Raw genomic sequence first — 24,458 nt, 5'->3', positions numbered from 1 at the left:
CGTCGGCCTAGTTTGGCGGTGTCGAGGGCAGTTGACGATCGAGGAGGGCACGCATGACAGTCACGGACATCGGCGCCGCCGGAACTCCCATCCTGACCCGGGCCGGGCTGCGGCAGTACCGGGAGGACGGCTTCACCGTCGTCCGCGGATTGTTCGGGGCCGACGAAGTAGCCCGGCTGCGCGAGGAGTTCGCGGCGCTGCACGCGAGCGGACGGCCGGTGCCCGGGCACTTCGAACCGCGCCCCGGAGCCGCCGATCCGCTGCACGCCTACCCGAGGGCGATGAACCCGCACGAGATCAGTCCCCTCGCCCGCCGGGTGCTGCTGGACGCCCGACTGCGGGACGTGCTGGAGGAGTTGCTCGGCGAGGAGGTGCTGGCCGCGCAGAGCATGTTCTACTTCAAGCCGCCCGGCGCCCGGGGGCAGGCGTTGCACCAGGACAACTTCTATCTGCGGGTCGAGCCGGGCACCTGCGTGGCGGCCTGGCTGGCCTGTGACGTGATCGACCGGGACAACGGCGGCCTGGAAGTGGTGCCCGGCACCCACCGGATGGACCTGTACTGCCCGGAGGAGGCCGACGCGGAGCTGTCGTTCGCGCGCGAGTACGTGCCGCCGCCGCCCGGGCTCACGGCGGCGCCGGTCGACATGGAACCGGGCGACGTGCTGTTCTTCAACGGCAGCCTGGTGCACGGCTCGCAGCCCAACCGCAGCGCCGACCGGTTCCGCCGGTCGTTCATCGGGCACTACGTGGGCCGCTCCGCGCGCCGCATCGGCCCCTTCTACCGGACGGTGTCGATGAGCGGGGAGCCGGTACCGCTGGCCGTCAGCGAGGGGGCGGGTCCCTGCGGCACCGAATTCGCACCGCAGGGCCCGCACTGAGCGCGCACGGAGCCCGCACTTAGTCCGCACGGAGTCCGCGAAAGCGCCGGGGAGCTTCAGTGGCCGGCGATCGGGTGGGCCGTGTAGGGCTGCTGAAGCTCCTCCAACTCCTTCTCGGTCAGGGTCAGTTCGAGCGCCGCCACCGCGTCCTCGAGGTGCTGGGGCTTCGCGGCTCCGACGATCGGGGCGGTCACCGTGGGCTGGTGGAGGAGCCAGGCGAGGGCGACCTGCGCGCGCGGGACGCCCCGGTCGGTCGCGACGCGGGTGACCGCCTCGACGACGCTGCGGTCGCCCTCCGCGTAGAGGGAGCCGCCGAAGCCGTCCGTGGCGCTGCGGCCGGTCTCGGCGCCCCAGTCGCGGGTGAGCCGGCCCCGGGCCAGCGGGCTCCAGGGCAGGATGCCGACGCCCTGGTCCGCGCACAGGGGCAGCATCTCGCGCTCCTCCTCCCGGTAGAGGAGGTTGTAGTGGTTCTGCATCGACACGAACCTGGTCCAGCCGTGCCGCTCGGCCGTGTGCTGCATCTTGGCGAACTGCCAGGCGTACATCGAACTCGCCCCGAGGTAACGGACCTTGCCCGCCCGCACCAGGTCGTGCAGCGCCTCCATCGTCTCCTCGACCGGGGTGTGCGGGTCGAAGCGGTGGATCTGGTACAGGTCGACGTAGTCGGTGCCGAGACGGCTCAGGCTGTGGTCGATCTCGGACAGGATCGCCTTGCGGGACAGACCGCCGCCGTTGGGGCCGGGCCGCATCGGGAGGTGCACCTTCGTCGCGAGCACGATCTCGTCCCGGCGGGCGAACTCGCGCAGGGCCCGGCCGACGATCTCCTCGCTGGTGCCGTCGGAGTAGACGTTCGCGGTGTCGAAGAAATTGACGCCGGACTCCAACGCCTGCCGGATCAGCGGCCGGGACGCCTCCTCGTCGAGGGTCCACTCGTGCGCTCCCCGGTCGGGAAGTCCGTAGGTCATACAGCCCAGACAGATCCGCGACACGTCCAGACCCGTCGAGCCGAGCTTCACATACTGCATCGTCGCCGCTCCTGACATCGGTGTGGGCAAGTGTTCACTCAATCAGGTCCAGCGCCCGCTCCCACCCGAATTTCTCCCCCTCCGCGCCGTCGTAGGGGTATCCGAACCGGACGCCCATGCCGCGCAGCCGTATCAGAGAGTCCTGGTAGGCGGGGTGGCCGCCGAGGGTCTCGTTCACGCAGGGCAGGACGCCGACCGGCACGCCCAGGCCGGAGACCTCGCACAGGGTGCCCAGGGCCAGGGTGTCGGCGATGCCCGCCGCCCACTTGTTGATCGTGTTGAAGGTGGCCGGGGCGACGACCACCGCGTCGGGCTCCGGGAACGGCCGCGGGTCGCCGGGTCGCCGCCAGGCGGAGCGGATCGGCCGCCCGGTCTGCGCCTCGACGGCGGCGGTGTCGAAGAAGCCGTTCATGGCGTGCGGCGTCGCGATGACACCGACATGCCACTCCCGCTCCTGCGCGGCGGTGATCAGCTTGCCGACGTCCGCGGCGATGCCGGCGGCACAGACGACGACGTAGAGAAAGGGCGGCTGTTCGTCCTGTTGGCTCACCCGCGAACCCTACTCAAGCGGGAGGGACCGGCCGCGCTCGGCCTCGGGGCGCGGGCCGTGGATCCTGCGCTCCGCCTCCTCGATCGGGACGTCGTCGATGCTCGCCTCCCGGCGGGTCATCAGCCCGCGCTCGTCGAACTCCCACAGCTCGTTGCCGTAGCTGCGCCACCACTGCCCGTCGGCGTCGCGCGACTCGTACTGGAAACGGACGGCGATGCGGTGGTCGTCATGGGCCCAGAGGTCCTTGCGGAGCGCGTACTCGTGCTCGCGCGCCCACTTGGCGGTGAGGAAGTCCACGATCGCGGCGCGGCCGGTGAGGAAGGTGTCGCGATTGCGCCAGACCGAGTCCTCGGAATAGGCGAGCGCGACCTTCCGCGGGTCGCGGGTGTTCCAGGCGTCCTCGGCCGCCTGGACCTTCCGGGCCGCGGTCTCCCGGGTGAAGGGCGGCAGGGGTGGACGGGCGTCCGACATGGCTTCTCCTTGGCTGCTGACACTCCCGACGAGATGGAGAACGATCGTTCTCCGTCCTGGCTGCTAACGTAGAGAACGCTCGTTCTCCCGTCAAGGAAGCTCTGCGGATCGGTGGTCGCCCATGGACAGCGCAACAGCCCGTGAGCAGGCGCTCGACGCCGCGGAGACGCTGTTCTACGGGCGCGGCGTGCAGGCCGTCGGCATGGACGACGTCCGGGGCGCCTCGGGGGTCTCGCTGAAGCGGCTGTACCAGCTGTTCCCGGCCAAGGAGCAGTTGGTGGAGGCCTATCTGGAGCGGCGGGACGTCCGCTGGCGCGGGCTGCTCGCGGAGTCCGTGGCCCGGCGGGAGGACCCCCGGGAGCGGATCCTGGCCGTGTTCGACTGGCTGGAGGAGTGGTTCCTCGAGCCCGACTTCCGGGGGTGCGCCTGGATCAACGCGTACGGCGAACTGGGCGCCGCCTCGGAGCGGGTGACCCGCCAAGTGCGGGCGCACAAGCGGGCGTTCCGCGACTGTCTGGCCGGTCTGGTCGCCGACGCCGGTCTGCCGCCCGCGCTGACCGGCCCGCTGTTCCTGCTGGCGGAGGGGGCGATGACGACGGCCGGCATCAGCGGCGACGCCGCCCCGGCGGCCGAGGCCCGCGAGGCGGCGCGGCTGCTGCTGGGGTGAGTCGGCGGACCCGTCAGACCTGTCGGGTCCGTGGTCTCGGGAAAACCGGTTGCCGCCCGGCGGTCGACACCCGCAGGATCCGGCCATGGCCACATTCGACGCCCTTCCGCCGCTGACGTCCGCCGCCGCTCTTCCGGCTACGGGCCGACAGCAGCCCGGCCGTCCCCATAGGACCGACGCCGCACGACCGTGACGGCCGCGCTCGTCGCGGGCCTGGTCGCGGGCTACGGCATCGCCGTACCCGTCGGCGCGGTCGGGACCTACCTCGTCTCGCTCACCGCCCGCACCTCCCTGCGCACCGGCATGTGCGCCGCACTCGGCGTCGCCACCGCCGACGGGCTCTACGCCCTGGTCGCCACGGTCGGGGGCACCGCCGTCGCCGCCGTGCTGCGGCCGGTGCTGACGCCGCTGAGCTGGGCCTCGGCGGCGGTCCTGCTGGCGCTGGCGACGCTGGGCGCGCTGACGGCCGTCCGACAGCACCGGGCCCGCCGGCTCGCCACCCGGTCCACACCACCACCGCCGAGCCCGGCCCGGGCGTATCTGAGCTTTCTCGGCATCACCCTCCTCAACCCGACGACCGTGGTCTACTTCGCCGCGCTGGTCCTCGGCAGCGGCGCCGCCGACTCCGTGCGGCCGCTGGAGCAGGGCGTGTTCGTGCTGGCGGCGTTCGTCGCCTCCGCGAGCTGGCAGCTGGCGCTCGCCGGGGGCGGCGCGCTGCTGGGCAGAGCGCTGACCGGTCACCGGGGCCGGCTGGTGACGGCGCTGGTGTCGAGCGCGGTGATGACGGTGCTGGCCGTGCGGATGGTGGCGTAGACAGGTCCGCGGGCGGATGAATCGCGCGGGCTCCGGTGTTGAAGCACGGTGCGGGGCGGACGTGGGGGACACGGCCGCCGTGACGACATGACGGCACGATGAAGGGGACGGATGCCATGCCTCTCGAAGGCGAGTACGAAGCCAGCCCGACGCAGTGGGTACGTGAGCAGGTGGAGCTGTACGAGAGCTCCGGCGGCACGAAGGGGACGACGCTGATGGACACGGGGCTGCCCGTCATCCTGCTGACGACCCGGGGTGCGAAGAGCGGGAAGCTCCGCAAGACACCGCTGATGCGGGTCGAGCACGACGGCCGGTACGCCCTGGTCGCCTCCCTGGGCGGGGCGCCGAAGCACCCGGTCTGGTACCACAACGTCACGGCCGACGCCCAGGTCGAGCTCCAGGACGGACCCCGCAAGCAGGACATGACGGCCCGCGAGGTCACCGGCGCGGAGAAGGCCGAGTGGTGGGAGCGTGCTGTCGCCGCCTATCCGCCGTACGCCGACTACCAGAAGAAGACGGACCGCGAGATACCGGTGTTCGTGGTGGAAGCGGACGACAGCGCTCCAGAGATTTCATAGAAAAATCTGCCGCAGGGATGCATGAAGGTGCTCCCACCGGGCACCCGTCAGTCAGGCCCCGCCGCGTTCCCCCGTCGCGGCGGGGCTCTTCTGTGCCCCGGTCTCAGTCGGCGACGAGCCACTTCCCGTCCCGCATCAGCTCCCGCCCCTGGATCTCGACGGCCGTGCGCCAGGCCTGGATCCGGCTGGGCAGGACATGGAAGTACAGGTAGGGCGCGGACAGTTCACGCGGATCGAAGCCGGTCTTGCCCGCGAAGATCTCGGCGTCCTCCTCCGGCAGCTCGGCGGGCGGCACGGCCACGGCGGCGCCCTCGATCATCACGACGTCCTGGGTCGGGCCGACCGCGATCCGCGCGATGCCGGTGGCCAGCAGATTGCGGCCGGTGGGGCTGGTGGCGGGCGTGGCGAAGAGCAGCGTCGCGCCGTCCCAGACGTAGGAGAGCGGGACCAGGTACGGGGCGGCGCCCTCCGCGCCGGCCGTGGCGACCCAGGCGTCGACGTCGTGTTCCAGCCGGTGCAGAGTGTCGATCTTGCGCTGCCGCGCAGCGCGTGCGGGTACTCGCGTCATGTTCTCAGTGTGACCGTGATCCGCCGGCGGGCCAGTGGCCGCCGCCGACAGCTGGACTTCTTGGACAGGTGTCCCGTTATAGTGGACACCTGTCCAAGACTGTTTGAGGGAGATCATGGAAATCCTGGCGAACGTGCTCGTCGTCCTGGTGGCCGCGCTGCATGTCTACATCCTGGTGATGGAGATGTTCCTGTGGCAGAAGAAGCCGGGGATGGGCTTCCACGGGTTCGATGCGGAGATGGCCAAGAAGACCGCCGCGATGGCCGCCAACCAGGGGCTCTACAACGGGTTTCTGGCGGCGGGGCTGGTGTGGGGGCTGATCGCGGCCGACCCGACCGGGTTCCGGGCGCAGGTGTTCTTCCTGTCCTGCGTGATCGTCGCGGGCGTGTACGGCGCGGTGACGGCGAACCGCCGGATCCTGGTCGCGCAGGCGCTGCCGGGTGCGCTCGCCCTGGCCGCCGTCCTGATCGCGCAGTGACCCGCGGCGAGCCCGAGGACCCGCGGGCGGCCCGCACCCGGGCGAGGCTGCGCTCCGCGCTGCTCGAGGAGTGCGCCGAGCGGCCGTTGGAGGAGGTGGGGGTGGCCGCGCTGGTGCGGCGGGCCGGGGTCGGCCGGGCCACCTTCTATGTGCACTATCCCGACCTGGAGGCCCTCGCGGTCGACGCCTGTGCGGACGTCGTGCGCGAGGCCGTGGAGGCGCTGCACTCCTGGCAGGGGCGGCCGGACCCGGTGCGGGCGCCGGCCGCGCTGGCGGAGTTCTTCGGTTCGCTGACCCCGCACGCCACGCTGTACCGCACCCTGCTCGCGCCGGGCGGCGGCGGGCCGCTCGGCCGGGTGCTGCACCGGGACCTGCGGGCCTACAGCCTGCGGGAGCGGACGCGGGCGGGTGCCGCGGACGCGCCGCTGGTCGCCTCGGCCGTCGCCGCGACCTTCGCCGGCGTGCTGGCGGACTGGCTGCACGGCGACCTCGAGGGCGCCCCCGGCGAGATCGCCGACCAGGTGTGGCAGCTGCTCGTCGCCCTGCACGCGAGCCGCTGAGCGACGGTCAGAGGCAGGCCACCGTGTCCTTCGCCAGCGGCCAGGCCTCGACGCCGTCGGACGTGCGGACGTAGGCCGTCCTGCGGTCGTCCGTCAGCCACAGCTGCCGGTCCCCGTAGCGGTATCCGGTGTCGCGCGCATCGGCCGGCATCGTGACGTCGCCGTCGTACGGGGCCGTGAGCAGCTCGCCCGGGAGCACGCCGTCGGGGTCGCGGACGTACTGCCGGTGGTCCTTGCTCCGGCCCATCCCCAGGAAGTGCGCCCGCTCCCAGTCGCAGTGCTCCGCGCCGGCGTAGCTGCTGAGTGTGGTGGTCGGGATCCGCTTCCCGTTCCGGTCGGTCCAGATCTCCTGGTCGCCGGAGTCGGTGACGCTCGCGGGGAGTTCTGCGGGGTCACAGGAGGCGTGGGTCTCCGGGCCCCAACCCGGCCTGTCCTTCTGGTCCTTGGCGACGACGACCGCCACCTTCGTCCGGCCGCCGACGTCGTACGAGTACAGGACGCGGTCGGACTCCTCGCGCTCGACGCGGAATCCCGCGTGCGGAGCCGGCCGCTCGAAGAGGTCGAAGTAGAGCCGCAGCCCGTCCTCGGGCGTGTCACCGCCGTCCCGCTCGCTCCACCCGTCGGGCCCACCGCCCCAGGAGATCTCGCCGTCGCACTCCAGCGCCCGGCCCGCGGCGCCCGAGGCGAGGAGCAGGGCCTGCGGGGTGTCCTCGTCCAGCTCCTCGGTGGCGATGTGGAGCGGACCGCTGTACGGGGTCGCCACGGGTCCGTAGTCGATGATCACGTCCTCCTCGTCCCCTTCCCCGGCCCCGCATCCCACAGCCGTCACCAGCGCCGTCAGCGCCACCGCCACGAACCCCTTGCGCATACCCGTCCCCGTTCCACCGGCCGTTCCTGCACCCCTGCGACGCCCGAGCGGCCCGGAACGTTCAGCGGGCCGCCTGGAACGTCCTGCGGTACGCCTGCGGGGAGACCCCGATGGCCGCGTGCAGGTGCTGGCGCAGCGAGGCGCCGGTGGCGAAGCCGACCCGGCCGGCGATCTGGTCGACGGAGAGGTCGCTGGCCTCCAGCAGCTGCCGGGCGTGCACCACGCGCTGCTGGATCAGCCAGCGGCCGGGGCTCAGACCCACCTCGTCGTGGAAGCGGCGGGCGAAGGTGCGCAGGCTCATCCGGGCGTGTGCGGCGAGGTCGGCCAGGACGAGCGGCTCGTCGAGGTGTTGCAGGGCCCAGGCGCGGGTGGCCGCCGTGCTCGCCGCGCCGGCCTCGGGCACCGGCTGTTCGATGTACTGGGCCTGACCGCCGTCGCGGTACGGCGGCACGACACAGCGGCGGGCCACCTTGTTGGCGAGTTCATGGCCGTGGTCCTTGCGCACGAGGTGCAGGCAGACGTCGACGCCGGAGGCCGCGCCGGCCGAGGTCAGCACCCGGCCGTCGTCGACGAAGAGGACGTCCGGGTCGAGCTCGACCCGGGGATACATACGGCGGAAGCGGTCGGTGACGTGCCAGTGGGTGGTGGCCCGGCGGCCGTCGAGGAGACCGGCCGCGGCGAGGACGAACGCGGCGGTGCAGATGGAGACGATGCGGGCGTCCGGGCGGATGCGGGCGAGGGCCTCGGCGACGCCGTCCGGCAGTTCCTCGGCCACCCACTCGTGGGCGACGGGCGCGATCACGACCGTGTCGGCGCTCTCCAGCACTTCCGGGCCGTGCTCGACGCCGATCGTGAAGTCGGCGTTGGTGCGCACCGGCTCGCCGTCGACCGTGCAGGTCAGCACTTCGTAGTGATCGTCGGCCGCGCCGAGGATCCGGCTCGGGATGCCCAGCTCGAAGGGGTAGACGCCGTCGAGGGCGAGGACGACGACCCGGTGCTTCGCTGCGATTGCCACCATGGCACGATCTTATCGAAGGTTGGCAATCATGCCATTTCCCGCTCCTCCGGGGCCCGGCAGGCTGGTTGCCATGAGCACTGAGAACACCATGCGCGCCATCGGTCAGGACACCCTCGGCGGTCCCGAGGTACTGAAGGAAGCAGAGGTCGCGCGGCCCGCGCCGCGCACCAACGAGGTACTGGTCCGGGTGCACGCCGCCGGCGTCAACCCGACCGACTGGAAGCACCGGGCCACCGGCGGCCTGCTGGGCGAGCCGCCCTTCGTCCTGGGCTGGGACGTCTCCGGAACCGTCGCAGCGGTCGGCCTCGGCGTGACCGCGTTCAAGCCGGGCGACGACGTCTTCGGCATGCTGCCGTACCCCTTCGGCCACGGCTCGCACGCCGAGTTCGTGATCGCGCCGGGCCGGGCCCTGTGGCACAAGCCGGCCGCGGTCGACCATGTCCAGGCGGGCGCGCTGCCGCTGGTCTCGCTGACCGCCTGGCAGGCGCTGGTGGAGACCGCGGACCTGCGGGCCGGGCAGCGGGTCCTGATCCACGCGGCCGCGGGCGGCGTCGGGCATGTGGCCGTGCAGATCGCGAAGGCGCGCGGCGCGTATGTGATCGGCACGGCGAGCGCGGGCAAGCACGACTTCCTGCGGGAGATCGGCGTGGACGAGGCGATCGACTACCGGGAGACCGACTTCACCGAGGCGGTGAAGGACGTCGACGTGGTCCTGGACACCCTGGGCGGCGACACCCCGGTGCGCTCGTTGCGCGTCCTGCGTCCGGGCGGAATCGTGGTGTCGATCCTGCCGGGGGCCCCGCAGGAGTTCTTCGAGGAGGCCGAGCGGCTCGGCGTCCGGGCGACCTGGATCCTCGTGGACGCCGACCGGGCCGGGATGCGGGCGATCGCCGAGCTGGTCGAGGCGGGCGAGCTGCGCGCCACGATCGCGGGGACCTTCCCGCTGGCCGATGCCGCCGAGGCGCACAGGCTCGGCGACACCGGCCGGACCACCGGGAAGCTGGTCCTGGTCGTGGAGTGACTCTCAGAAGGTGAGCACCGGCTTGATGGTCTTGCCGGAGGTCATGTCCTGGACCGCCTGGCCGATGTCCTCGAAGGCGTAGGCGCCGATCAGGCGGTCCAGCGGCAGCCGCCCGGCCTTGACGAGCTCGACCAGGGCCGGGATGAAGCTCTGCGTCTCGCTGTCGCCGAGGGTGAGGCCGACGACCTGCTTGCCGCCCAGCATCCCGTTGACGTCCAGGGAGACCTCGGTGCCGAAGGCCGGTGCGCCGACGATGACGAGGGTGCCGCGGGCGGCCAGCGCGTCGACGCCCTGGCGCAGGACGGCGGTGCTGCCCGTGGTCTCCACGATGCCGTCGGCGCCCTGCCCGCCGGTGATCTCCGCGATGGCCTCGCCGAGGGCGGCCTGGCCGGCGTCGACGGTGTGGGTGGCGCCCAACTCCTTGGCCAGTTCGAGGCGTTCGGCGACCCTGTCGACGGCGATGATCCTGGTGGCCGGGGTGAGCGCGGCCGCCATGACCGCGGACAGGCCGACGGCTCCGGCACCGAGGACGACGATCGTGGAGCCGATCACCGGCTTCAGCACGTTCCAGACGGCGCCGACGCCGGTCTGGACCCCGCAGCCCAGCGGGGCGATCGACGTCAGCGGTACGTCCGGGTCGACCTTGACCAGGCTGCGCTCGTCGACCAACGCCCGCTCGGCGAAGGACGACTGGCCGAAGAAGTGGCCGCCGAGGGTCTCGCCGTCCCGGCTGATGGTGCCGGTGCCGTCGGCGCGGCGGCCGCCGATGAGGTTCAGCGGCAGCCAGGTGGCGCAGTAGGCGGGGTGGCCGCCGTGGCAGTTGCGGCAGTCGCCGCAGGAGGTGAAGGACAGCACGACATGGTCGCCGGGGGCCACGCCGGTGACGGCCGAGCCGACCGCCTCCACGATGCCCGCGCCCTCGTGACCGAGGACTCCGGGCAGCGGGAAGGGCAGTCCGCCGCTCGCCACCCCGAGGTCGGTGTGACACAGTCCGGCCGCCACCAGGCGGACGACCGCCTCGTGCGGGGCGGGGTCGTCGAGGACGACCTCGGAGAGGGTGAAGGGCGCTCCGCCGGACTCGACGACGGCGGCGCGGGTGGTGATGGACATACTGATGAACTCCCTTTGCTGCGCAGGCTGTTCGGCGACCGCGTTCAGTCGAGCGAGACGACGACGGACTTGACCTTGGTGTACGAGGTGAGCGCCTCGGGGCCGTACTCGCGGCCGAAGCCGGAGTCCTTGACGCCGCCGAAGGGGACGGCGGGGTCGAGCATCGCCCAGTCGTTGACCCAGACGATGCCGGCCTGGAGGCGGTCGGCGACCCGGTGGGCGCGGGCCAGGTTGCCGGTCTGGACGCCCGAGGCCAGGCCGTACGGCGTGGAGTTGGCGAGGGCGATCGCCTCGTCCTCGTCGTCGAAGGGCTGGACGGTGAGGACCGGGCCGAAGATCTCCTCCTGGACGACCCGGGAGTCGTTCGCGAGGTCGGCGATGACGGTGGGCTTGTAGTAGTAGCCGCCGTCGAGGTCGAGCCGCTCGCCGCCGCAGACGATGCGGGCGCCCTCCTTGCGGGCGAGGTCGACGTACTCCTCGACCTTGCGCAGGTGCTTCTCCCCCGCCATCGGGCCCACCACGGTCTCCACCGCGCGGGGGTCGCCGACGGGCACGCCGGGGACGGCCTCGGCGAGGATGTTCAGCAGGGTGCTGTAGACCGGGCGGGCCACCAGCAGACGCGGGCCGCCCATGCAGAACTGGCCGGTGTTGAAGACGAAGCCCTTGATGACCGCACCGACGGCCTTCTCCAGGTCGGCGTCCTCGAAGACGATGTGCGCCGCGTTGCCGCCGAGCTCCATCGTGACCTGCTTGAGGTTCTCCCCGGCGACGCTCGCGGCGTGCCGGCCGACCGCGGTGGAGCCGGTGAAGGCGATCTTGTCGACGCCGGGGTGCCGCAGCAGCGCCTCGCCGGCGACCGGCCCGCTGCCGGTGACGACGTTGACGACGCCGTCCGGGACGCCGGCCCGCTGGAACAGGCCTGCCATGTACAGGGCGCTGAGCGGGGTCTCGTCGGCGGGCTTGTGGACGACCGTGTTGCCCGCGGCGAGGGCCGGGGCGATCTTCGAGCCGGCCAGGATCAGCGGGAAGTTGAACGGGGTGATCGCCGCGACCACGCCGATCGGGCCGCGCCTGGTGTAGGCGAGGGCGTTCATCGGGGTGTCGCGGTTGCCGCCCTCCAGGGAGAAGGCGAGGGTCGCGAAGTACTCGTAGTCGTTGGCGGCGTTCGTGACGTCGACCGCGTGCGCCAGGGTGATCGGCTTGCCGACGTCCAGGCTCTCGAGGCGGGCGATGTCGTCGGCCTCGGCGCGGATCAGTTCCGCGATCCTGAGCAGGATGCGGCCGCGCTCGCGGCCGCTGAGTCCGGACCAGGCGCCGGAGTCGAAGGCCGCGCGAGCCGCCCGTACCGCCGCGTCCACGTCGGCGGCGCCCGCCTCCGCGACGGTGGTGACGACCGTGCCCCGGGACGGGTCGACCACCTCGGTCCGCGCTCCGTCCGCGGCCTCGCGCCACTGTCCCCCGATGAACAGTCGACCGGGGTCGATCTCGAAGGTGGTCATCGCCACTCCTCAGCATCGTCGCCAAGATTTCAACAAACAGGATTCCTGTTGGTCCGCAGTCTCTTTACAGACAGGTTTCCTGTCAATGCTCTACGCTCGGACTCATGGTCGGCACCCAGACGAGCAACACAGCGTCCACACCCACGCCCCACCGGGCGCCTCCGTCCCTGCTCTACATGGTGAAGCAGGTGGAGCTGGTCGTGCGATCCCATCTGGACGAGTTGGTCAAACCGTCCGGGATCACTGCACTGCAGTACACGGCGCTCACCGTACTGGAGCGGCACGACGGACTGTCGGCAGCTCAGCTGGCCCGGGACTCCTTCGTCACCGCCCAGTCGATCGCCGACCTGGTGCGCTCCCTGGAGGGGCGCGGCCTGATCCGCCGCGAGCGCAATCCGCGCAACCGGCGCGAGCTGCTGATCCTGCTCACCGACGAGGGGCGCGAGCTGCTCGAGCGGCATGCGGGGCCGGTGCGGGAGCTGGAGGAACGCATGGTGCGGGGGCTCAGTGCCCACCAGTCGGAGCAGTTCCGCACAGCCCTCTCCAAGGCGTGGCACGCACTCTCCTAGCACCCCCCGACCGCCCCTCGCCGACCCCTCTCCCCCCTTCGTCCACAGGGCGAAAAAACTCGGCCAGAGTCGGTTGCATTTCGAAGACATATGTCAATCGAACATGCTGGAATTCACTCCATCGGGGGTAACTTGCTGGTGCGGGGAACTGCTATGCGCTCCCCGGCCGTTGGAAGCTCCCGACCGGTGGAGCGGGTTGGAGGCGATGTCGTCGTGCAGCAGGAACCCGCGCCGGACACCCCACATCTGCGCATCCGCCAGGACCGGGGGTACACGGTGCTCGAGTTCCACGGCGAGATCGACATCGTCGCGGCGACAGAGATCGGCCCGCGGCTCGACGACGCGACCGTCGGCCCGGCCCCGCGGATCGTGATCGACCTGACCCGGATCGAGTTCTTCGACTGCTCCGGGCTGCGCCTGCTGTACCGGGCGCGCCGCCGGGTCCTGGACCGCGGCGGGCATCTGCATCTGGTCTGCGCCCATCCGCTCACCCTGCGGATCCTGCGGGCCACCGGGCTGTACCGGCTGCTGCCGCCCGCCACGACGCTGGACGCAGCCCTGGAACAGCCCGAGGCCACGTCCGGCACGTTATGACGGCGCCCCGAAGCGCTGCTCGACGATCCCGGTGAACCGCTCCCCGCTCCTTCCCGGCCATTCGCTGCGCGCCGCTCCTTCCCGGCCATTCCCTGCGCGCCGCTCCTTCCCGGCCATTCCCTGCGCGCCGCTCCTTCCCGGCTATTCGCTGCGTGCCGCGTCGAACAGGGCGCTGACGGACTCACCGTTGTGAATACGGCGCACGGCCTCGGCCAGGGCGGGGGCGATGGACAGGATCCGCAGCTTGTCGGTGTGCTCCTCGGCGGGCACCGGCACGGTGTTGGTGCACACGATCTCCAGCACATCGCTCTGCTCACTGAGCCGTTTGAGGGCACCGGCCGCGAACAGCCCGTGCGTGCAGGCCACCCGTATCGAACGCGGCTCCAGCTCCCGCAGCCGGTCGAGAAGTTCGAGGACGGTGCTGCCCTTGGCGATCTCGTCGTCGAGGACGATGACGTCCCGCCCGGCGACCTCGCCGATCACCGCGCTGATGCTGACCCGGTCGTCGGCGTACCGCTGCTTGGCGCCCGCCGCCACCTGGGCGCCGATCATCCGGGCGAAGGCCGCGGCCTCCTTGGCGTTGCCGAGGTCCGGTGAGACGACCGTGGTGCGGGTGAGGTCGTAGCGGCGGAAGTGCGCGGCAAGTTCCCGATGGGCGTGCAGATGATCGACGGGCATCGAGAAGAAGCCGTGCACCTGGGGCGAGTGGAGGGTCATCGCGAGCACGCGGTGCACACCGGCCGCCGCCATCAGATCGGCGACCAGGCGTCCGCCCAGGGAGATCCGGGGCGCGTCCTTCTTGTCGGAGCGCGCATAGGAATAGTGCGGCATGACGACGGTGATCCGGCCCGCCGACGCCCCGCGGGCCGCGTCGCACATCAGCAGCAGCTCCACGAGATGCTCCTGCACGGGCCGGACCAGGGGCTGGACGAGGAAGACGTCCCGTTCCCGGCAATTGGCCTGGAGCTGGACCTCCAGGCAGTCGTTGGCGAACCGGCTGAGGCGGGTGGGGCTCAGGGGCACGCCGAGGTGGGCACAGACCTCGGCTGCCAGCTCGGGGTGGGCACTACCGCTGAACACGGAGATGTCTCGCACGATCGGCTCCTCGCTGATCATGTCCGGCTGGGGCGGGATCTCTCATGCTACGGACCACGCCCGTTTTGCCCACCCTCAGGAGTACCCAGAAGCGGCCAGAAGTGGCCAGAAGTGCTCCGGAGTGGCCAGGAGTGCTCTGGCGTGCTCTGGCGTGCCTGGCGTGCTCTGGCGTCCCTCAGGTCCCGAGAAGGCCGGTGACGACCTTCCGGGACACCTCGGGCCGCGGTGGCGGCGCCCCCCGGCCGCTCGCCGAGTTCGCCCGCGCGGCCCGGCGGACGACCGTCCGCGACATCCGCGGCCCCTCCTGTCACAGGATGTCAACAGAGCGGTCTGACAACGGAATTGGCGGGCATCCGGTCAGTAGGAAGGGGGACCCTCTGTATGACGACTTCCACAGAGCCCACCAAGGCTGCCAAGCCCGTCAGGCGCCGAGTCGGCCGGATGCCCGGCTGGGCCAAGGTGCTCACCGCCGTCGTGGTCGTGCTCGTCGTGATGTTCGCCGGGATCCGGCTCAGCCTGCTGCCGGGGCTGCGCGACTTCTTCGGCACCGAGACCCATGACCGCTCCGGCCCCGCACTGCTCAAGTCCATCCAGGACATGAGCCGTTACGACGCCGCCTCCGGCAACTTCCAGGTCGTCGTCGACCTGGAGAAGGACGCCAAGTACCTCCCCGACGCGCTCCGCGGCACCCGCACCCTGTACGTCGGGGCGGGCACCGTGGACGCCTTCGTCGACCTCGGCAAGGTCGGCGACAAGGACGTGACGGTCGACGCCGACCGCACCTCGGCCACGCTCCGACTGCCGCACGCCCAGCTCGGCACACCGGCGCTCGACCCCGACCGCTCCTACGCGGTCTCCAAGCAGCGCGGTCTCCTCGACCGCCTCGGCGACCTCTTCTCGGACAACCCCAACGGTGAGCAGGCCGTGCAGAAACTCGCGGTCAGGCACATCGGGGACGCGGCGAAGGAGAGCGAGCTGACCGCGCGCGCCGAGTCCAACACCACCGACATGCTCCAGGGCCTGCTGCACTCCCTCGGCTTCAAGGAGGTGAAGGTGGCCTACGGCCCCTGATCCCCGCTCGCCTTGTCACGCAGGGAAGTCGAAAACTGGAGGACCGCATGGCCCGTACCGCCTTACGTCCGCTCACCGCGTTCCGCCTGCGCACCGCCAAGACCGACAAGCCCGCCGAGCCGAAGGAACCGCCGAAGGGCAACGGGAAGCATGCCGCACGGGCGAAGGCAACGAAGACGCCAAGGGCGGCAAAGGCGACGAAGGGGACAAAGTCCACGAAGGCGTCGTCTGCCGAGCGGCGGCCGCTGCCGTTCCCGCTGCGGCTGCTGGCGATGCTGTTCGCCTTCGCGTTCATGGTGGCGTTCGCCGTCGCGCTCGCCCGGGTCACCCTGGAGCCGTCGCCCGCCTCCGAGGCGCTCATACACACCAACCTGCGTCCGGGCGACTCGCTGCGGGCCTATCTGGACCAGCCGGAACTGCGCGACGCCGGGAAGCAGATCGGCGGGAACCTGCTGCTCGGCATGCCCTTCGGGGTCCTGGTGCCGGTCGTGGCGCCCCGGGCGCGCGGGCTGCTGCGGGTGCTGCTGCTGACCGCGGCCGTCATGCTGTTGGTGGAGTTCGCGCAGGGTGCGCTGGTCACCGGGCGCGCCTTCGACATCGACGACGTCATCCTCAACACCACGGGCGCGCTGATCGGTTACCTGCTGCTGGGCCGCAGGGTGAGCCGTGCGGTGCACGCGCGGCACAAGCGCCGGTGACGGGGGCGGCTCAGTGCGGGGTCCAGGTGTACCGGTCCCCGCCCACCCACCGCACGACATCGGGGTCGTCGAGGTCATGGACCGTGATGCCGTGGGCGGCGGCTATGACGAGGACGTCGGTCACTTCCCTCGCCTCGCCGACCACCTCGGCGTCGATTTCCACGATGCGGAACGGAGCGGGGGCCGGCTGCACCCCCAGCACGATGATCCGCGGGTGGGACACACGGAGGTACGCGATTTCGCTCATGTCATAGAGGGTAAAGCGGAACTGTTCGGGACGAATCACCGGGTGTCCGGTGAAACCGACAGCGGCCCGACGTCCGTCGTGCGGTCCGGGCACGGGTGGGGAACTCTGGAGCCAGGAGGTGGGGAACTCTGGAGCCAGGAGGTGGCGATGGATCCCGTCGAGGCCCTGGACCGGATCGCCTTCCTGCTGGAGCGGTCCCTGGCGCCGACCTACCGTGTGCGCGCCTTCCGCACCGCGTCCCGGGTGCTGGCGCGGCTGCCCGCGGCGGAGGTCGAGCAGCGGGCGGCGGCCGGGACGCTGGAGTCGCTCAAGGGCGTGGGCCCCAAGACCGCGCAGGTGGTGCGTGAGGCGCTCGCCGGTCGGACGCCGTCCTACCTGGAGAAGCTGGAGGGCGGCGAGGAGGGCCTGCCGCTGACGGACGGCGCGGGGACCCGGCTCCGGGCGCTGCTGCGCGGGGACTGCCATGTCCACTCCGACTGGTCGGACGGCGGCAGCCCCATCGAGGAGATGGGCCGGACGGCGGCCGCGCTCGGCCACGAGTGGGCCGCGCTCACCGACCACTCGCCACGGCTGACGGTGGCCCGCGGGCTGTCTCCCGAGCGGCTGCGCCGGCAACTGGACGTGGTCGCGGAACTCAACGCGACCTGGGCGCCGTTCCGGCTGCTGACCGGCATCGAGTGCGACATCCTCGACGACGGGTCGCTGGACCAGGAGCCGGAGCTGCTGGAGCGGCTCGACGTGGTCGTCGTGTCCGTGCACTCCAAGCTGCGCATGGAGGCCCGTGCGATGACCCGCCGCATGGTGAACGCGGTGCGCGACCCGCATGCCGACATCCTCGGCCACTGCACCGGACGGCTGCTGAGCGGACGGCCGGAGTCGCAGTTCGACGCGGACGAGGTGTTCGCGGCGTGCGCCGAGTCCGGTACGGCCGTGGAGATCAACAGCCGGCCCGAGCGGCTCGACCCGCCGCGCCGGCTGCTGCGCCGGGCCGTGGCGGCGGGGGTGCTGTTCTCGGTCGACACCGACGCGCACGCGCCCGGCCAGCTGGACTGGCAGGTCCTGGGCTGCGCGCGGGCCGAGGAGTGCGGGGCGCCCGCGGAACGGATCGTGACCACCTGGCCGCTGGCGGACCTCCTGGCCTGGACGAGCGAGGCCTGACACAGGCGCTGACACCCACGGCGACGCGCGCGGCGACGCGCTCGGTGACGCGCTCGGTGACACCCACGGCGACGCGCTCGGTGACGCACTTCACCGTGTGGCGCGGCGGGCCCGGGAACACTCATAGGTAGTTCATCGTTGAACCGACTGTGGGTGCGGATGGCACAGTGTCCCGCGGGTGCCGACCCCCGAAGACCGCCCCGACCGTGATTCCCCCGTTGCGGTCGGGGCTCTCCCTTGCCCGCTCGTCGCGCTTGACTTCGAGAGCACTCCAATTCGTAGCGTTGTGAGCATGAACAACAGCGCCATGGACAGCAGCGACACCGCACAGCACAAGATCGGCTCGGGCTTCGGCGCCACGAGCACCGCCGAGGACGTCCTGCAGGGCATCGACCTGACCGGGAAGCTGGCCGTCGTCACGGGCGGCTACTCCGGTCTCGGACTGGAGACGACCCGTGCGCTGGTCAGGGCCGGCGCCCGTGTCGTCGTCCCCGCGCGCCGCCCGGCGGCGGCCCGCGAGAACCTCGCCGGCCTCGACGGCGTCGAGACGGACGAGCTGGACCTCGGCGACCAGGAGAGCGTGCGCGCCTTCGCCGACCGGTTCCTCGCCTCGGGCCGGACCGTCGACTTCCTCATCGGCAGCGCCGGGATCATGGCCTGCCCCGAGACCCGGGTCGGCCCCGGCTGGGAGGCGCAGTTCGCCACCAACCACCTCGGGCACTTCGCCCTCGTGAACCGGCTGTGGCCCGCGATCGAGCCCGGCGGCGCCCGGATCGTCTCCGTCTCCTCCCGGGCCCACCACTTCGCCGGCATGCGCTGGGACGACGTCCAGTGGCGCGAGGGCTACGACAAGTGGGCGGCGTACGGGCAGGCCAAGACCGCGAACGTGCTGTTCGCCGTCCACCTCGACAAGCTGGCCCGGGACCGGGGCGTACGGGCCTTCGCCCTGCACCCGGGCGGGATCATCACGCCCCTCCAGCGGCACCTCCCGAAGCAGGAGATGGTGGAGCGCGGCTGGATCGACGAGGACGGCAACCTGCTCAACCCCGAGGGCTTCAAGTCCCCGGAGCAGGGCGCGGCCACCCAGGTGTGGGCGGCGACCTCGCCGCAGCTGGCCCGGATGGGCGGCGTCTATCTGGAGGACTGCGACATCGCCGAGCCGGCCTTGGCGGACGACGCCACGGCCGGCGTCAAGGACTGGGCGAAGGACCCCGAGCAGGCGGCACGGCTGTGGGAGCTGTCCGCCGAGCTGACGGGCGTGAACGCGTTCCCCGCGCAGGGCTAGCCCGCAGGCTCTCAGGTCGCCAGATCGCCAGATCGCCAGATCGCCAGATCGCCAGATCGCCGGGTCTTCAGGTCGCCGGGTCGGCGATCTCGTCCAGCGCCGCCAGGAGTTCCGGGTCGACCGTCTCCTGCAGCCAGCGGTCGTGATCCGCGCCGCTCGCCCGGGGGATCGTCTCGACGAGCATGATCAGGTAGAGGTAGGCGCGGTAGAGGGCGAGGCGCAGCCGGGCCGACCGGTCGAAGGCGGCCCGGCCTCCGGCGTCGCGGTAGCCCCCGAGGAACGCCTCGTCCTTCCTGATGTCCCCCAGCAGCGCCAGCGAGACGAAGTCCGCGAGGGGGTCGCCCCAGAACATGCGTTCGCCGTCGATGAGGCCCCCGATCCGGGGCCTTCCGTCGGCGCGGCGGTCCACCAGGACGTTGCCCTGCCACAGGTCGAAGTGGACCAGCCGCGGGACGGTGACCTCGTCGAGGGCGTCGTAGGCGGTCCGGGCGACGGCGGCCACCTCGCCGACGGGCCGGGGCAGTCGGGCGCCGTGGTGGCGGGCGTCGTCGAGGATGCCGTCGAACATCGTCGTGAACGCGGTGCGCCAGTCGGGGGCGAGCGGGCCGAACGCGCCGGAGGGGTAGCCGAAGCCGGGCCCGGTCACCTCGTGCAGCCGGGCGACCTGACGGCCCAGCTCGGTGCGCAGCTCGCTCTGTTCGACGGCGTCGATCGAGTCGTCCCAGGGGTCGCCGGGGCACGCCGTCATCAGCAGCAGCCGCCCGTCGACGGCCACGACCTGCGGCGCCGGCACCTCGGCCGCGGCCGCCCCACGGCAGAACTCCGCCTCCCCGATCAGCAGTCGGCTCTCGTAGCGCAGGCCCGGCGCGGTGGGCGCGACCTTCAGCACATAGCGGCTGCCGTCCGTCAGACGGAGTTCCTCGACGGTGTTGTACGTGCCGCCGCTGAGCGGACGCACCTGGGCCAGCCGGTCGGGCGGGACGGCCGCCGTCGCCAGCACCTGCCTGGCCCGTTCCCAGGAGTCCGTCGAGCCCGTCGAGTCCCTCGGGTCCGTCACCGTGTGCCCACCCTTGTCCGGTCTGCCAGGAGCGCGATCACCGTAGCGGGTACGGACGACGGCCGAGTGGCGGGATTGCGATACCGGTCGGCGGATCATGCGTACCGGACCCGGTCGCACCCGGTCTACGTTCGGCTCATGGCAGAGATCAGCTTCCGGGCGGCCGACGGCTGCGCCCTGCACGCCACCGCCGTCGGAACAGGCCCGGCCCTCGTCCGATGGTGCGCGACGCCATCCCCCGCTCGGACCCGGCCGGCATCGTGGCCGCGGCCGGCATCGGCCATGACCGCTCCTTCCGGAGCGTCGACGAACTCGCCGCGATCACCGCGCCGACCCTCGTCTTCCCCGGCGCCGACCCACGTCACCCCACCGCCCTCGCCGAAGCGGCCGCCGCCCTCCCCCACGGGCGACTGGCCACGATCGCGATCGGCGACGACCTCCGGACCGCCGAGGACCTCGCCCTCGCTCCCGCCGTCCGCGAGTTCCTCACCGACATCGCGTGAGACGCCTGGCTAGGCTGGGCGGATGACGACCGCCCCGACCGTGCTGTCCATCGCCCTGGCGGAGACCTCTGAGCCGGTGCTGCGTCCGCTGCCCGCGGAGGTGGCGGCGCTGCTGGCCGAGGTCGGTGCGCCGCCCCGGCTGGTCGCTCACCTGCGGGCCGTCCACGATGTCGCGGACCGGCTCGTCGACTGGATCGGGGCGCACTGTCCGGCGGCGGCCGTGGACCGGGAGGCGGTGCTGTTCGGTGCGGCCACGCACGACATCGGCAAGACCCTGCACCCCGGCGAGCTGTCCGGCCCCGGCGCCCGGCACGAGGAGGCCGGCCGGGAGCTCCTGCTGGCCCACGGCGTGCGCCCCGATCTCGCGCGGTTCGCCGGGACCCACGCCTCCTGGACGGCCCCCGGCATCGGCCTGGCGGACCTGTTGGTGAGCCTGGCCGACAAGGTGTGGAAGAACAAGCGGGTGGCCGACCTGGAGGACCTGGTCGTGGCGGAGCTCTCGCGGGCCGGCGGTCGGCCGGTGTGGCAGGAGTTCCTCGACCTCGACGAGTTCCTCACCGGCCTCGGCGAGGACGCGGACCTCCGGCTGGCCTGGCAGGCGGCGCACTCCGTCCACGGGTGAGCGGGCCGGACCTGCGCCGCGGCCCGCTCGTCCGCGCCGTGGCCGCCCGGCGAGGTGGCCGGGACCGAGGTCGGCGGAGGCATTCGGCCGACCCGCGGGCCGCGTCGCCTCACCCGGCGACTGTGGGCCGGCGGCCGTGTCCCGGGCTTGCGGGCCCGGCGGGACTCAGTGCCGTGATCCGGGCATGCCTCAGCGGCCCGCCCCCGCCACGGTGAGCACGATCTTGCCTCGGCTGTCCCGGCTCTCCAGCCGCTCGTGCGCGGCGCGCGCCTGGTCCAGCGGCAGGACGGTCTCGATCGGGACCCGGTAGTCGCCCGCGGCCACCCCGTCGACCAGCTCGCGCAGGTCCGGTCGCGGATCCCAGCCGCTCAGCTGCAGGTTGGTGAGCTGGAAGCCGAGGATCGAGGCGTTCTTGGGATAGAAGTCGCGGGTGTCGACGGTGCTGGGCTCCAGGGCGACGTTGGCCAGGGCGACGACCCGGCCGCCCTGCGCGACCTCACGCAGGCTCAGCCCGAAGGCCCGGCCGCCGACGGTGTCGAGGACGACGTCGGCGCCTCGCCCCTCCGTCAGCCGCAGCACCTCCTCGACCTCCGCCTCGCCGGGGTGCGCCGAGCCGTCGACCGTGGCGTGGGCGCCGAACTCCCCCGCCCAGGCGGCCTTCCCGGCGGATCCGGCGAGGGCGAGGACACGTGCGCCGGTCGCCGCGGCGATCTGGACGGCGGCGGTGCCCACCCCGCTGGCCGCGGCCTTCACCAGCACCGTGTCGTCCTTGCCGACCCGGGCGAGCCGGCGCAGGCAGTACCAGGCCGACAGCCAGGCGACGGGCAGCGTGGCCGCCGTGGTCAGGTCCACGCCGTCCGGCAGGGCGACGAGTTGTGTGGCGGGCACGACCGCCGACTCGGCGTAGAAACCGGGCGCCTTGCCGCCGTCGAGGGCCAGGACCCGCTGCCCGGGCGCGAACCCGCTCACCCCCTCCCCCACCGCGGCCACCGTGCCGGCCGCCTCCGCCCCCGGGATCAGCGGCGGCCGCCCGGCCCGGTGATAGCGCCCGGACCTGACCAGCGCGTCCGCGCGGTTGACGCCCGCCGCCGCGACCCGCACCAGCACCTCACCGGGCCCCGCCACCGGGTCGGGCACCTCGACCGGCACCAGCACCTCGGGACCGCCGAACTCCTCGATCCGTATCGCACGCATGTCGCACCCACCCGTTTCCTCACGGCGGCCGACGCACTCCGCACCGGCCGACACCGATTGAACAGGTGTCACCCTGCGACACCCCCTCAACCGGTGTCAAGAGGCGACGCCGAGCACGACGACACCTTCTGAACCGGTGTCGAGACGGTAGTAGGATCCCCGTCATGACCGACGCTCCCGACCCCGCCCTCGCCTTCCCGTTCATCGGCGGTCGGCCGTGCCTGGACTTCGTCGCCACGCTCGGCCGGCGGCACAGCACGCCCGTGGAACGGCTGCCGGACCCCGCGGCGCTGGCCCGCTGGATCGACGCGGCCGGGCTGGGCGCGGCGCCCCCGCCGGTGCGGGTCACGGCCCGGGACCTCGCGGACGCCCGCGCCCTGCGCGAGGCGGTGTACGGGCTGCTCCGTGCCGCGCTGGCCGGGCGGGAGCCGGAGCCGGCCGACGTCGAGCGGGTCAACGCGGCGGCCGCCCGGCCCGACCTCGCACCCCGGCTGGGCGACCCGCCCTGGACCGCGCGGCACCCGGCCCGGGCGGCCCTGTCGACGGTGGCCCGGGACGCCGTCCTGCTGGTGCGCGGTCCGCTGATGGAGCGGGTCAAGAAGTGCGAGAACCCGGACTGTTCCCTGCTGTTCCTCGACGACTCCCAGGCCCGCCGCCGCCGTTGGTGCTCCATGGAGCGCTGCGGCAACCAGGCGAAGGTCGCCGGCTACCGGTCGCGCAGCCGGGCCGCCTCCACCCGGTGAAGATGGATCAGGACGTCGTGGCAGCGGCCGAGGGCGATCCTGAACTCCGGCGCCGGGTAGTCGGTGCCGATGAACCGCACCAGCCGCACGACGTCGAGCCACTCCCGGGCCGGTGACGACACCGACCGCAGGTCGACGACGTAGTCCCGGTACCGGACCTGGTCCAGCACGGCCTCGGCGGTGCCCGGCCCGGCCGGGCCCAGCGTCCACTTCCGCAGGTTCTGGTCGGCGTCCAGGGCGTTGAACGAGCCTTGGTCGAAGGTGACCCCGACGCTCACATAGCCCGCCCCCAGCCGGTCGCGCAGGAACGCGCCCTGCATCCGGGGATAGGTGGTCGGGTCGAAGCTCTCGTAGCCGACATGGGCGTCGTGCGCCGACAGCAGCACCTTGGCGCCGGTGTGCTCCCGCCACCACAGGACGTTCTCGGCCATCGTCCGGTCGCGCCACAGCAGCGAGGCGGCGTTCTGCTCCGGGTCCGCGAAGTCGAACGCGTACCAGCGGGCCGTCTGGTCGATGACCGCCGCGTGCTGCACGGCCCGGTCGTACGCCTCGCGGTCCGCGCCCGGCGCGTGCCCGCGCAGCAGTTCCAGGGCCTCGGCGGTGCGCTCGGCCTTCTCCCGGCGCTCGGCGAGCGGCTGGTTGTAGGAGCCCACCATGTACGTCTCGACCGTCACGGTGGGCCGCAGACCGCGGTAGAGGGCGTCGAGGCGGCTCGTGAGCTCCGGGTGGGCGTCGGCCACGTAGCGGGTGACGTCGTCGTACAGTTCCGGGCCGGTCCAGGCGAAGTCGTCGCCCATGAAACGGACCGGGTCCCCCGGATGGCGGACGTTGTACGCCCGCATCCATTCGACGAGCCGCAGGTACTCGGCGTTGTTCCACCAGAGGTACTCGCTCTGGAACTCGTCGCTCATGATGCGCCCGGGGTCGCCCGTGCCGTGCAGGACGTAGTCGTCCAGGCGCAGTCCGGTGCTCCAGCTGCCCTCCAGGGCGAAGGTGCGCACGCCCTTCTCCTCGACGAGGTGACGGAAGACGCGGTCCTTGAGGGTGAAGAAGTCGTGTGAGCTGTGGGTGGCCTCGCCCAGCCCGACGACCTGGGCGTCGCCGATCATCCGGTCCAGGGCGCGCAGATCGCCGGTGTCGCCGCCGGGCTCGACGGTGTGCAGGGGGTGGGCGGCGCGGTCGAGGGCCGCCACGACGCCCGCGTCGTCCGAAGCGGTGGTGGTGGATGCGGTGGCCGGCGCGGCGACGGCCGCGACGGAGAGGGTGCCGAGGAGGGAGAGGACGATGCCGATGCCGGCGACGATGCCGGTCCGGTTGCGTTTCATGCTCCGAGCGTCCCGTCCCGGCGCCCGGCACACCATCCTGTGATCCACCGTCCGGGGGGTGCGGGCAGCCCGGGCGTGAGCACGGGGGATTCCCTTCGCGCCCGCGTGCGCCCGGTGTCTTCCCCGGCAGGTGAGAACGATCTAGGCTCGCTCGCGGACAGTTCCGGTCCTCGATGCAGCCGATGGTCCGTCG

Annotated in this window: 29 protein-coding genes; 16 read left to right on the top strand and 13 right to left on the bottom strand. The window is 72.2% G+C overall.

The genetic code is table 11. The features are described from left to right. The first annotated feature begins 53 nt into the window (after nt 1–53). The gene (locus ABZ725_RS06070; RefSeq protein ID WP_358801556.1) at nt 54–878 is read left to right on the top strand and encodes a phytanoyl-CoA dioxygenase family protein; all 825 of its coding nucleotides are present in this window, start codon (nt 54–56) and stop codon (nt 876–878) included. Between the two features lie 56 nt (nt 879–934). Here ABZ725_RS06070 and ABZ725_RS06065 read toward each other — a convergent pair whose 3' ends face one another. Genes ABZ725_RS06065 through ABZ725_RS06055 form a run of 3 tightly spaced genes read right to left on the bottom strand, consistent with a single transcriptional unit; the run spans nt 935 to nt 2,924 of the window. Further along, on the bottom strand, nt 935–1,903 hold the full coding sequence (locus tag ABZ725_RS06065) for an aldo/keto reductase (protein ID WP_358801555.1): 969 nt from the start codon (nt 1,901–1,903) through the stop codon (nt 935–937). A 34-nt stretch (nt 1,904–1,937) separates the two neighbouring features. Next, a complete protein-coding gene (locus ABZ725_RS06060) occupies nt 1,938–2,453 on the bottom strand; it encodes a flavoprotein (RefSeq protein ID WP_358801554.1) in 516 nt (171 codons plus the stop codon). 9 nt (nt 2,454–2,462) lie between these two features. Further along, entirely contained in the window at nt 2,463–2,924 is a 462-nt protein-coding gene (locus ABZ725_RS06055) for a nuclear transport factor 2 family protein (protein WP_358801553.1), read from the bottom strand. 121 nt (nt 2,925–3,045) lie between these two features. Between ABZ725_RS06055 and ABZ725_RS06050 the strand changes: the two genes are divergently transcribed. From ABZ725_RS06050 to ABZ725_RS06040, 3 genes are all read left to right on the top strand, one after another. Further along, nucleotides 3,046–3,591, top strand: coding sequence for a TetR/AcrR family transcriptional regulator (locus tag ABZ725_RS06050; RefSeq protein ID WP_358801552.1), 546 nt, complete (start codon nt 3,046–3,048; stop codon nt 3,589–3,591). A gap of 189 nt (nt 3,592–3,780) precedes the next feature. Further along, nucleotides 3,781–4,404, top strand: a complete 624-nt coding sequence (locus ABZ725_RS06045) for a LysE family transporter (protein ID WP_358801551.1) — start codon at nt 3,781–3,783, stop codon at nt 4,402–4,404. 116 nt (nt 4,405–4,520) lie between these two features. Then, entirely contained in the window at nt 4,521–4,982 is a 462-nt protein-coding gene (locus tag ABZ725_RS06040; RefSeq protein ID WP_358801550.1) for a nitroreductase family deazaflavin-dependent oxidoreductase, read from the top strand. A 103-nt stretch (nt 4,983–5,085) separates the two neighbouring features. Here ABZ725_RS06040 and ABZ725_RS06035 read toward each other — a convergent pair whose 3' ends face one another. Then, nucleotides 5,086–5,550, bottom strand: a complete 465-nt coding sequence (locus tag ABZ725_RS06035) for a pyridoxamine 5'-phosphate oxidase family protein (protein WP_358801549.1) — start codon at nt 5,548–5,550, stop codon at nt 5,086–5,088. A gap of 115 nt (nt 5,551–5,665) precedes the next feature. Here ABZ725_RS06035 and ABZ725_RS06030 point away from each other — a divergent pair, with 115 nt between their 5' ends. Continuing rightward, nucleotides 5,666–6,028: a DUF1304 domain-containing protein gene (locus tag ABZ725_RS06030; protein ID WP_351917443.1), complete on the top strand. Its 363-nt coding sequence runs from the start codon at nt 5,666–5,668 to the stop codon at nt 6,026–6,028. Further along, the gene (locus ABZ725_RS06025) at nt 6,025–6,588 is read left to right on the top strand and encodes a TetR/AcrR family transcriptional regulator (RefSeq protein WP_351917441.1); all 564 of its coding nucleotides are present in this window, start codon (nt 6,025–6,027) and stop codon (nt 6,586–6,588) included. The genes ABZ725_RS06030 and ABZ725_RS06025 overlap by 4 nt, the downstream gene beginning before the upstream one ends. 7 nt (nt 6,589–6,595) lie before the next feature. Here the strand turns inward: ABZ725_RS06025 and ABZ725_RS06020 are convergent, their stop codons facing one another. Together ABZ725_RS06020 and ABZ725_RS06015 are read right to left on the bottom strand one after the other, a co-directional pair. Next, nucleotides 6,596–7,456, bottom strand: a complete 861-nt coding sequence (locus ABZ725_RS06020) for a hypothetical protein (protein WP_358801548.1) — start codon at nt 7,454–7,456, stop codon at nt 6,596–6,598. A gap of 61 nt (nt 7,457–7,517) precedes the next feature. Continuing rightward, nucleotides 7,518–8,474 carry a helix-turn-helix domain-containing protein gene (locus ABZ725_RS06015; RefSeq protein ID WP_358801547.1) on the bottom strand — a complete coding sequence of 319 codons (957 nt, stop codon included), beginning with the start codon at nt 8,472–8,474 and terminating at the stop codon, nt 7,518–7,520. A gap of 70 nt (nt 8,475–8,544) precedes the next feature. On the opposite strand from ABZ725_RS06015, the gene ABZ725_RS06010 reads away from it, so the two are divergent. Next, complete coding sequence (locus tag ABZ725_RS06010) at nt 8,545–9,495, top strand: NADP-dependent oxidoreductase (protein ID WP_358801546.1); 951 nt, start codon at nt 8,545–8,547, stop codon at nt 9,493–9,495. Nucleotides 9,496–9,498: 3 nt separating this feature from the next. Here ABZ725_RS06010 and ABZ725_RS06005 read toward each other — a convergent pair whose 3' ends face one another. Together ABZ725_RS06005 and ABZ725_RS06000 are read right to left on the bottom strand one after the other, a co-directional pair. Continuing rightward, complete coding sequence (locus tag ABZ725_RS06005) at nt 9,499–10,605, bottom strand: NAD(P)-dependent alcohol dehydrogenase (protein WP_358801545.1); 1,107 nt, start codon at nt 10,603–10,605, stop codon at nt 9,499–9,501. A gap of 44 nt (nt 10,606–10,649) precedes the next feature. Further along, entirely contained in the window at nt 10,650–12,104 is a 1,455-nt protein-coding gene (locus ABZ725_RS06000) for an aldehyde dehydrogenase family protein (protein ID WP_358801544.1), read from the bottom strand. Nucleotides 12,105–12,280: 176 nt separating this feature from the next. Between ABZ725_RS06000 and ABZ725_RS05995 the strand changes: the two genes are divergently transcribed. Both ABZ725_RS05995 and ABZ725_RS05990 read left to right on the top strand, forming a co-directional pair. Continuing rightward, the gene (locus ABZ725_RS05995; RefSeq protein ID WP_358802051.1) at nt 12,281–12,673 is read left to right on the top strand and encodes a MarR family transcriptional regulator; all 393 of its coding nucleotides are present in this window, start codon (nt 12,281–12,283) and stop codon (nt 12,671–12,673) included. 213 nt (nt 12,674–12,886) lie between these two features. Continuing rightward, nucleotides 12,887–13,267: an anti-sigma factor antagonist gene (locus ABZ725_RS05990; protein WP_358801543.1), complete on the top strand. Its 381-nt coding sequence runs from the start codon at nt 12,887–12,889 to the stop codon at nt 13,265–13,267. Between the two features lie 141 nt (nt 13,268–13,408). Here the strand turns inward: ABZ725_RS05990 and ABZ725_RS05985 are convergent, their stop codons facing one another. After that, a complete protein-coding gene (locus tag ABZ725_RS05985) occupies nt 13,409–14,362 on the bottom strand; it encodes a ribose-phosphate pyrophosphokinase (protein WP_351917429.1) in 954 nt (317 codons plus the stop codon). Nucleotides 14,363–14,743: 381 nt separating this feature from the next. On the opposite strand from ABZ725_RS05985, the gene ABZ725_RS05980 reads away from it, so the two are divergent. Further along, nucleotides 14,744–15,433 (top strand): DUF4230 domain-containing protein, encoded by a 690-nt coding sequence (locus ABZ725_RS05980; protein WP_351917427.1) that lies wholly within the window; start codon nt 14,744–14,746, stop codon nt 15,431–15,433. 47 nt (nt 15,434–15,480) lie between these two features. After that, complete coding sequence (locus ABZ725_RS05975) at nt 15,481–16,131, top strand: VanZ family protein (RefSeq protein ID WP_358801542.1); 651 nt, start codon at nt 15,481–15,483, stop codon at nt 16,129–16,131. A gap of 10 nt (nt 16,132–16,141) precedes the next feature. Here ABZ725_RS05975 and ABZ725_RS05970 read toward each other — a convergent pair whose 3' ends face one another. Then, nucleotides 16,142–16,378, bottom strand: a complete 237-nt coding sequence (locus tag ABZ725_RS05970) for a hypothetical protein (protein ID WP_358801541.1) — start codon at nt 16,376–16,378, stop codon at nt 16,142–16,144. Nucleotides 16,379–16,525: 147 nt separating this feature from the next. On the opposite strand from ABZ725_RS05970, the gene ABZ725_RS05965 reads away from it, so the two are divergent. Together ABZ725_RS05965 and ABZ725_RS05960 are read left to right on the top strand one after the other, a co-directional pair. After that, a complete protein-coding gene (locus ABZ725_RS05965) occupies nt 16,526–17,536 on the top strand; it encodes a PHP domain-containing protein (protein ID WP_358801540.1) in 1,011 nt (336 codons plus the stop codon). A 292-nt stretch (nt 17,537–17,828) separates the two neighbouring features. Beyond that, nucleotides 17,829–18,821, top strand: coding sequence for an SDR family NAD(P)-dependent oxidoreductase (locus tag ABZ725_RS05960; RefSeq protein WP_358801539.1), 993 nt, complete (start codon nt 17,829–17,831; stop codon nt 18,819–18,821). A 67-nt stretch (nt 18,822–18,888) separates the two neighbouring features. Here ABZ725_RS05960 and ABZ725_RS05955 read toward each other — a convergent pair whose 3' ends face one another. Next, nucleotides 18,889–19,878 (bottom strand): aminoglycoside phosphotransferase family protein, encoded by a 990-nt coding sequence (locus ABZ725_RS05955; protein ID WP_358801538.1) that lies wholly within the window; start codon nt 19,876–19,878, stop codon nt 18,889–18,891. Between the two features lie 218 nt (nt 19,879–20,096). Between ABZ725_RS05955 and ABZ725_RS05950 the strand changes: the two genes are divergently transcribed. After that, nucleotides 20,097–20,381: a hypothetical protein gene (locus tag ABZ725_RS05950; RefSeq protein ID WP_358801537.1), complete on the top strand. Its 285-nt coding sequence runs from the start codon at nt 20,097–20,099 to the stop codon at nt 20,379–20,381. A gap of 22 nt (nt 20,382–20,403) precedes the next feature. Continuing rightward, a complete protein-coding gene (locus tag ABZ725_RS05945; RefSeq protein WP_358801536.1) occupies nt 20,404–21,003 on the top strand; it encodes an HD domain-containing protein in 600 nt (199 codons plus the stop codon). 189 nt (nt 21,004–21,192) lie between these two features. On the opposite strand, the gene ABZ725_RS05940 is transcribed toward ABZ725_RS05945, so the two are convergent. Further along, entirely contained in the window at nt 21,193–22,197 is a 1,005-nt protein-coding gene (locus ABZ725_RS05940; RefSeq protein ID WP_358801535.1) for a zinc-binding dehydrogenase, read from the bottom strand. A gap of 164 nt (nt 22,198–22,361) precedes the next feature. On the opposite strand from ABZ725_RS05940, the gene ABZ725_RS05935 reads away from it, so the two are divergent. Continuing rightward, nucleotides 22,362–22,940 carry an ABATE domain-containing protein gene (locus ABZ725_RS05935; protein ID WP_358801534.1) on the top strand — a complete coding sequence of 193 codons (579 nt, stop codon included), beginning with the start codon at nt 22,362–22,364 and terminating at the stop codon, nt 22,938–22,940. Here ABZ725_RS05935 and ABZ725_RS05930 read toward each other — a convergent pair. Beyond that, on the bottom strand, nt 22,904–24,265 hold the full coding sequence (locus ABZ725_RS05930; protein WP_358801533.1) for an erythromycin esterase family protein: 1,362 nt from the start codon (nt 24,263–24,265) through the stop codon (nt 22,904–22,906). The two genes, ABZ725_RS05935 and ABZ725_RS05930, sit on opposite strands and share 37 nt — an antisense overlap. Nucleotides 24,266–24,458 lie beyond the last annotated feature (193 nt).

The sequence above is a fragment of the Streptomyces sp. NPDC006872 genome (assembly GCF_040635845.1).
Taxonomy (GTDB): domain Bacteria; phylum Actinomycetota; class Actinomycetes; order Streptomycetales; family Streptomycetaceae; genus Streptomyces.
The sequence above is the reverse complement of the archived record's forward strand: the minus strand, read 5'-3'. Positions and strand labels throughout refer to the sequence as shown.

What these genes read in the sequence shown, in the direction of transcription:
- ABZ725_RS06070 (WP_358801556.1), top strand. Translation starts at nt 54, where the DNA reads ATGACAGTCACGGACATCGGCGCCGCCGGAACTCCCATCCTGACCCGG.
- ABZ725_RS06065 (WP_358801555.1), bottom strand. Translation starts at nt 1,903, where the DNA reads ATGCAGTATGTGAAGCTCGGCTCGACGGGTCTGGACGTGTCGCGGATC.
- ABZ725_RS06055 (WP_358801553.1), bottom strand. Translation starts at nt 2,924, where the DNA reads ATGTCGGACGCCCGTCCACCCCTGCCGCCCTTCACCCGGGAGACCGCG.
- ABZ725_RS06050 (WP_358801552.1), top strand. Translation starts at nt 3,046, where the DNA reads ATGGACAGCGCAACAGCCCGTGAGCAGGCGCTCGACGCCGCGGAGACG.
- ABZ725_RS06040 (WP_358801550.1), top strand. Translation starts at nt 4,521, where the DNA reads ATGCCTCTCGAAGGCGAGTACGAAGCCAGCCCGACGCAGTGGGTACGT.
- ABZ725_RS06035 (WP_358801549.1), bottom strand. Translation starts at nt 5,550, where the DNA reads ATGACGCGAGTACCCGCACGCGCTGCGCGGCAGCGCAAGATCGACACT.
- ABZ725_RS06030 (WP_351917443.1), top strand. Translation starts at nt 5,666, where the DNA reads ATGGAAATCCTGGCGAACGTGCTCGTCGTCCTGGTGGCCGCGCTGCAT.
- ABZ725_RS06020 (WP_358801548.1), bottom strand. Translation starts at nt 7,456, where the DNA reads ATGCGCAAGGGGTTCGTGGCGGTGGCGCTGACGGCGCTGGTGACGGCT.
- ABZ725_RS06015 (WP_358801547.1), bottom strand. Translation starts at nt 8,474, where the DNA reads ATGGTGGCAATCGCAGCGAAGCACCGGGTCGTCGTCCTCGCCCTCGAC.
- ABZ725_RS06010 (WP_358801546.1), top strand. Translation starts at nt 8,545, where the DNA reads ATGAGCACTGAGAACACCATGCGCGCCATCGGTCAGGACACCCTCGGC.
- ABZ725_RS06005 (WP_358801545.1), bottom strand. Translation starts at nt 10,605, where the DNA reads ATGTCCATCACCACCCGCGCCGCCGTCGTCGAGTCCGGCGGAGCGCCC.
- ABZ725_RS06000 (WP_358801544.1), bottom strand. Translation starts at nt 12,104, where the DNA reads ATGACCACCTTCGAGATCGACCCCGGTCGACTGTTCATCGGGGGACAG.
- ABZ725_RS05995 (WP_358802051.1), top strand. Translation starts at nt 12,281, where the DNA reads ATGGTGAAGCAGGTGGAGCTGGTCGTGCGATCCCATCTGGACGAGTTG.
- ABZ725_RS05980 (WP_351917427.1), top strand. Translation starts at nt 14,744, where the DNA reads ATGACGACTTCCACAGAGCCCACCAAGGCTGCCAAGCCCGTCAGGCGC.
- ABZ725_RS05975 (WP_358801542.1), top strand. Translation starts at nt 15,481, where the DNA reads ATGGCCCGTACCGCCTTACGTCCGCTCACCGCGTTCCGCCTGCGCACC.
- ABZ725_RS05970 (WP_358801541.1), bottom strand. Translation starts at nt 16,378, where the DNA reads ATGAGCGAAATCGCGTACCTCCGTGTGTCCCACCCGCGGATCATCGTG.
- ABZ725_RS05965 (WP_358801540.1), top strand. Translation starts at nt 16,526, where the DNA reads ATGGATCCCGTCGAGGCCCTGGACCGGATCGCCTTCCTGCTGGAGCGG.
- ABZ725_RS05960 (WP_358801539.1), top strand. Translation starts at nt 17,829, where the DNA reads ATGAACAACAGCGCCATGGACAGCAGCGACACCGCACAGCACAAGATC.
- ABZ725_RS05950 (WP_358801537.1), top strand. Translation starts at nt 20,097, where the DNA reads ATGGTGCGCGACGCCATCCCCCGCTCGGACCCGGCCGGCATCGTGGCC.
- ABZ725_RS05945 (WP_358801536.1), top strand. Translation starts at nt 20,404, where the DNA reads ATGACGACCGCCCCGACCGTGCTGTCCATCGCCCTGGCGGAGACCTCT.
- ABZ725_RS05940 (WP_358801535.1), bottom strand. Translation starts at nt 22,197, where the DNA reads ATGCGTGCGATACGGATCGAGGAGTTCGGCGGTCCCGAGGTGCTGGTG.
- ABZ725_RS05935 (WP_358801534.1), top strand. Translation starts at nt 22,362, where the DNA reads ATGACCGACGCTCCCGACCCCGCCCTCGCCTTCCCGTTCATCGGCGGT.
- ABZ725_RS05930 (WP_358801533.1), bottom strand. Translation starts at nt 24,265, where the DNA reads ATGAAACGCAACCGGACCGGCATCGTCGCCGGCATCGGCATCGTCCTC.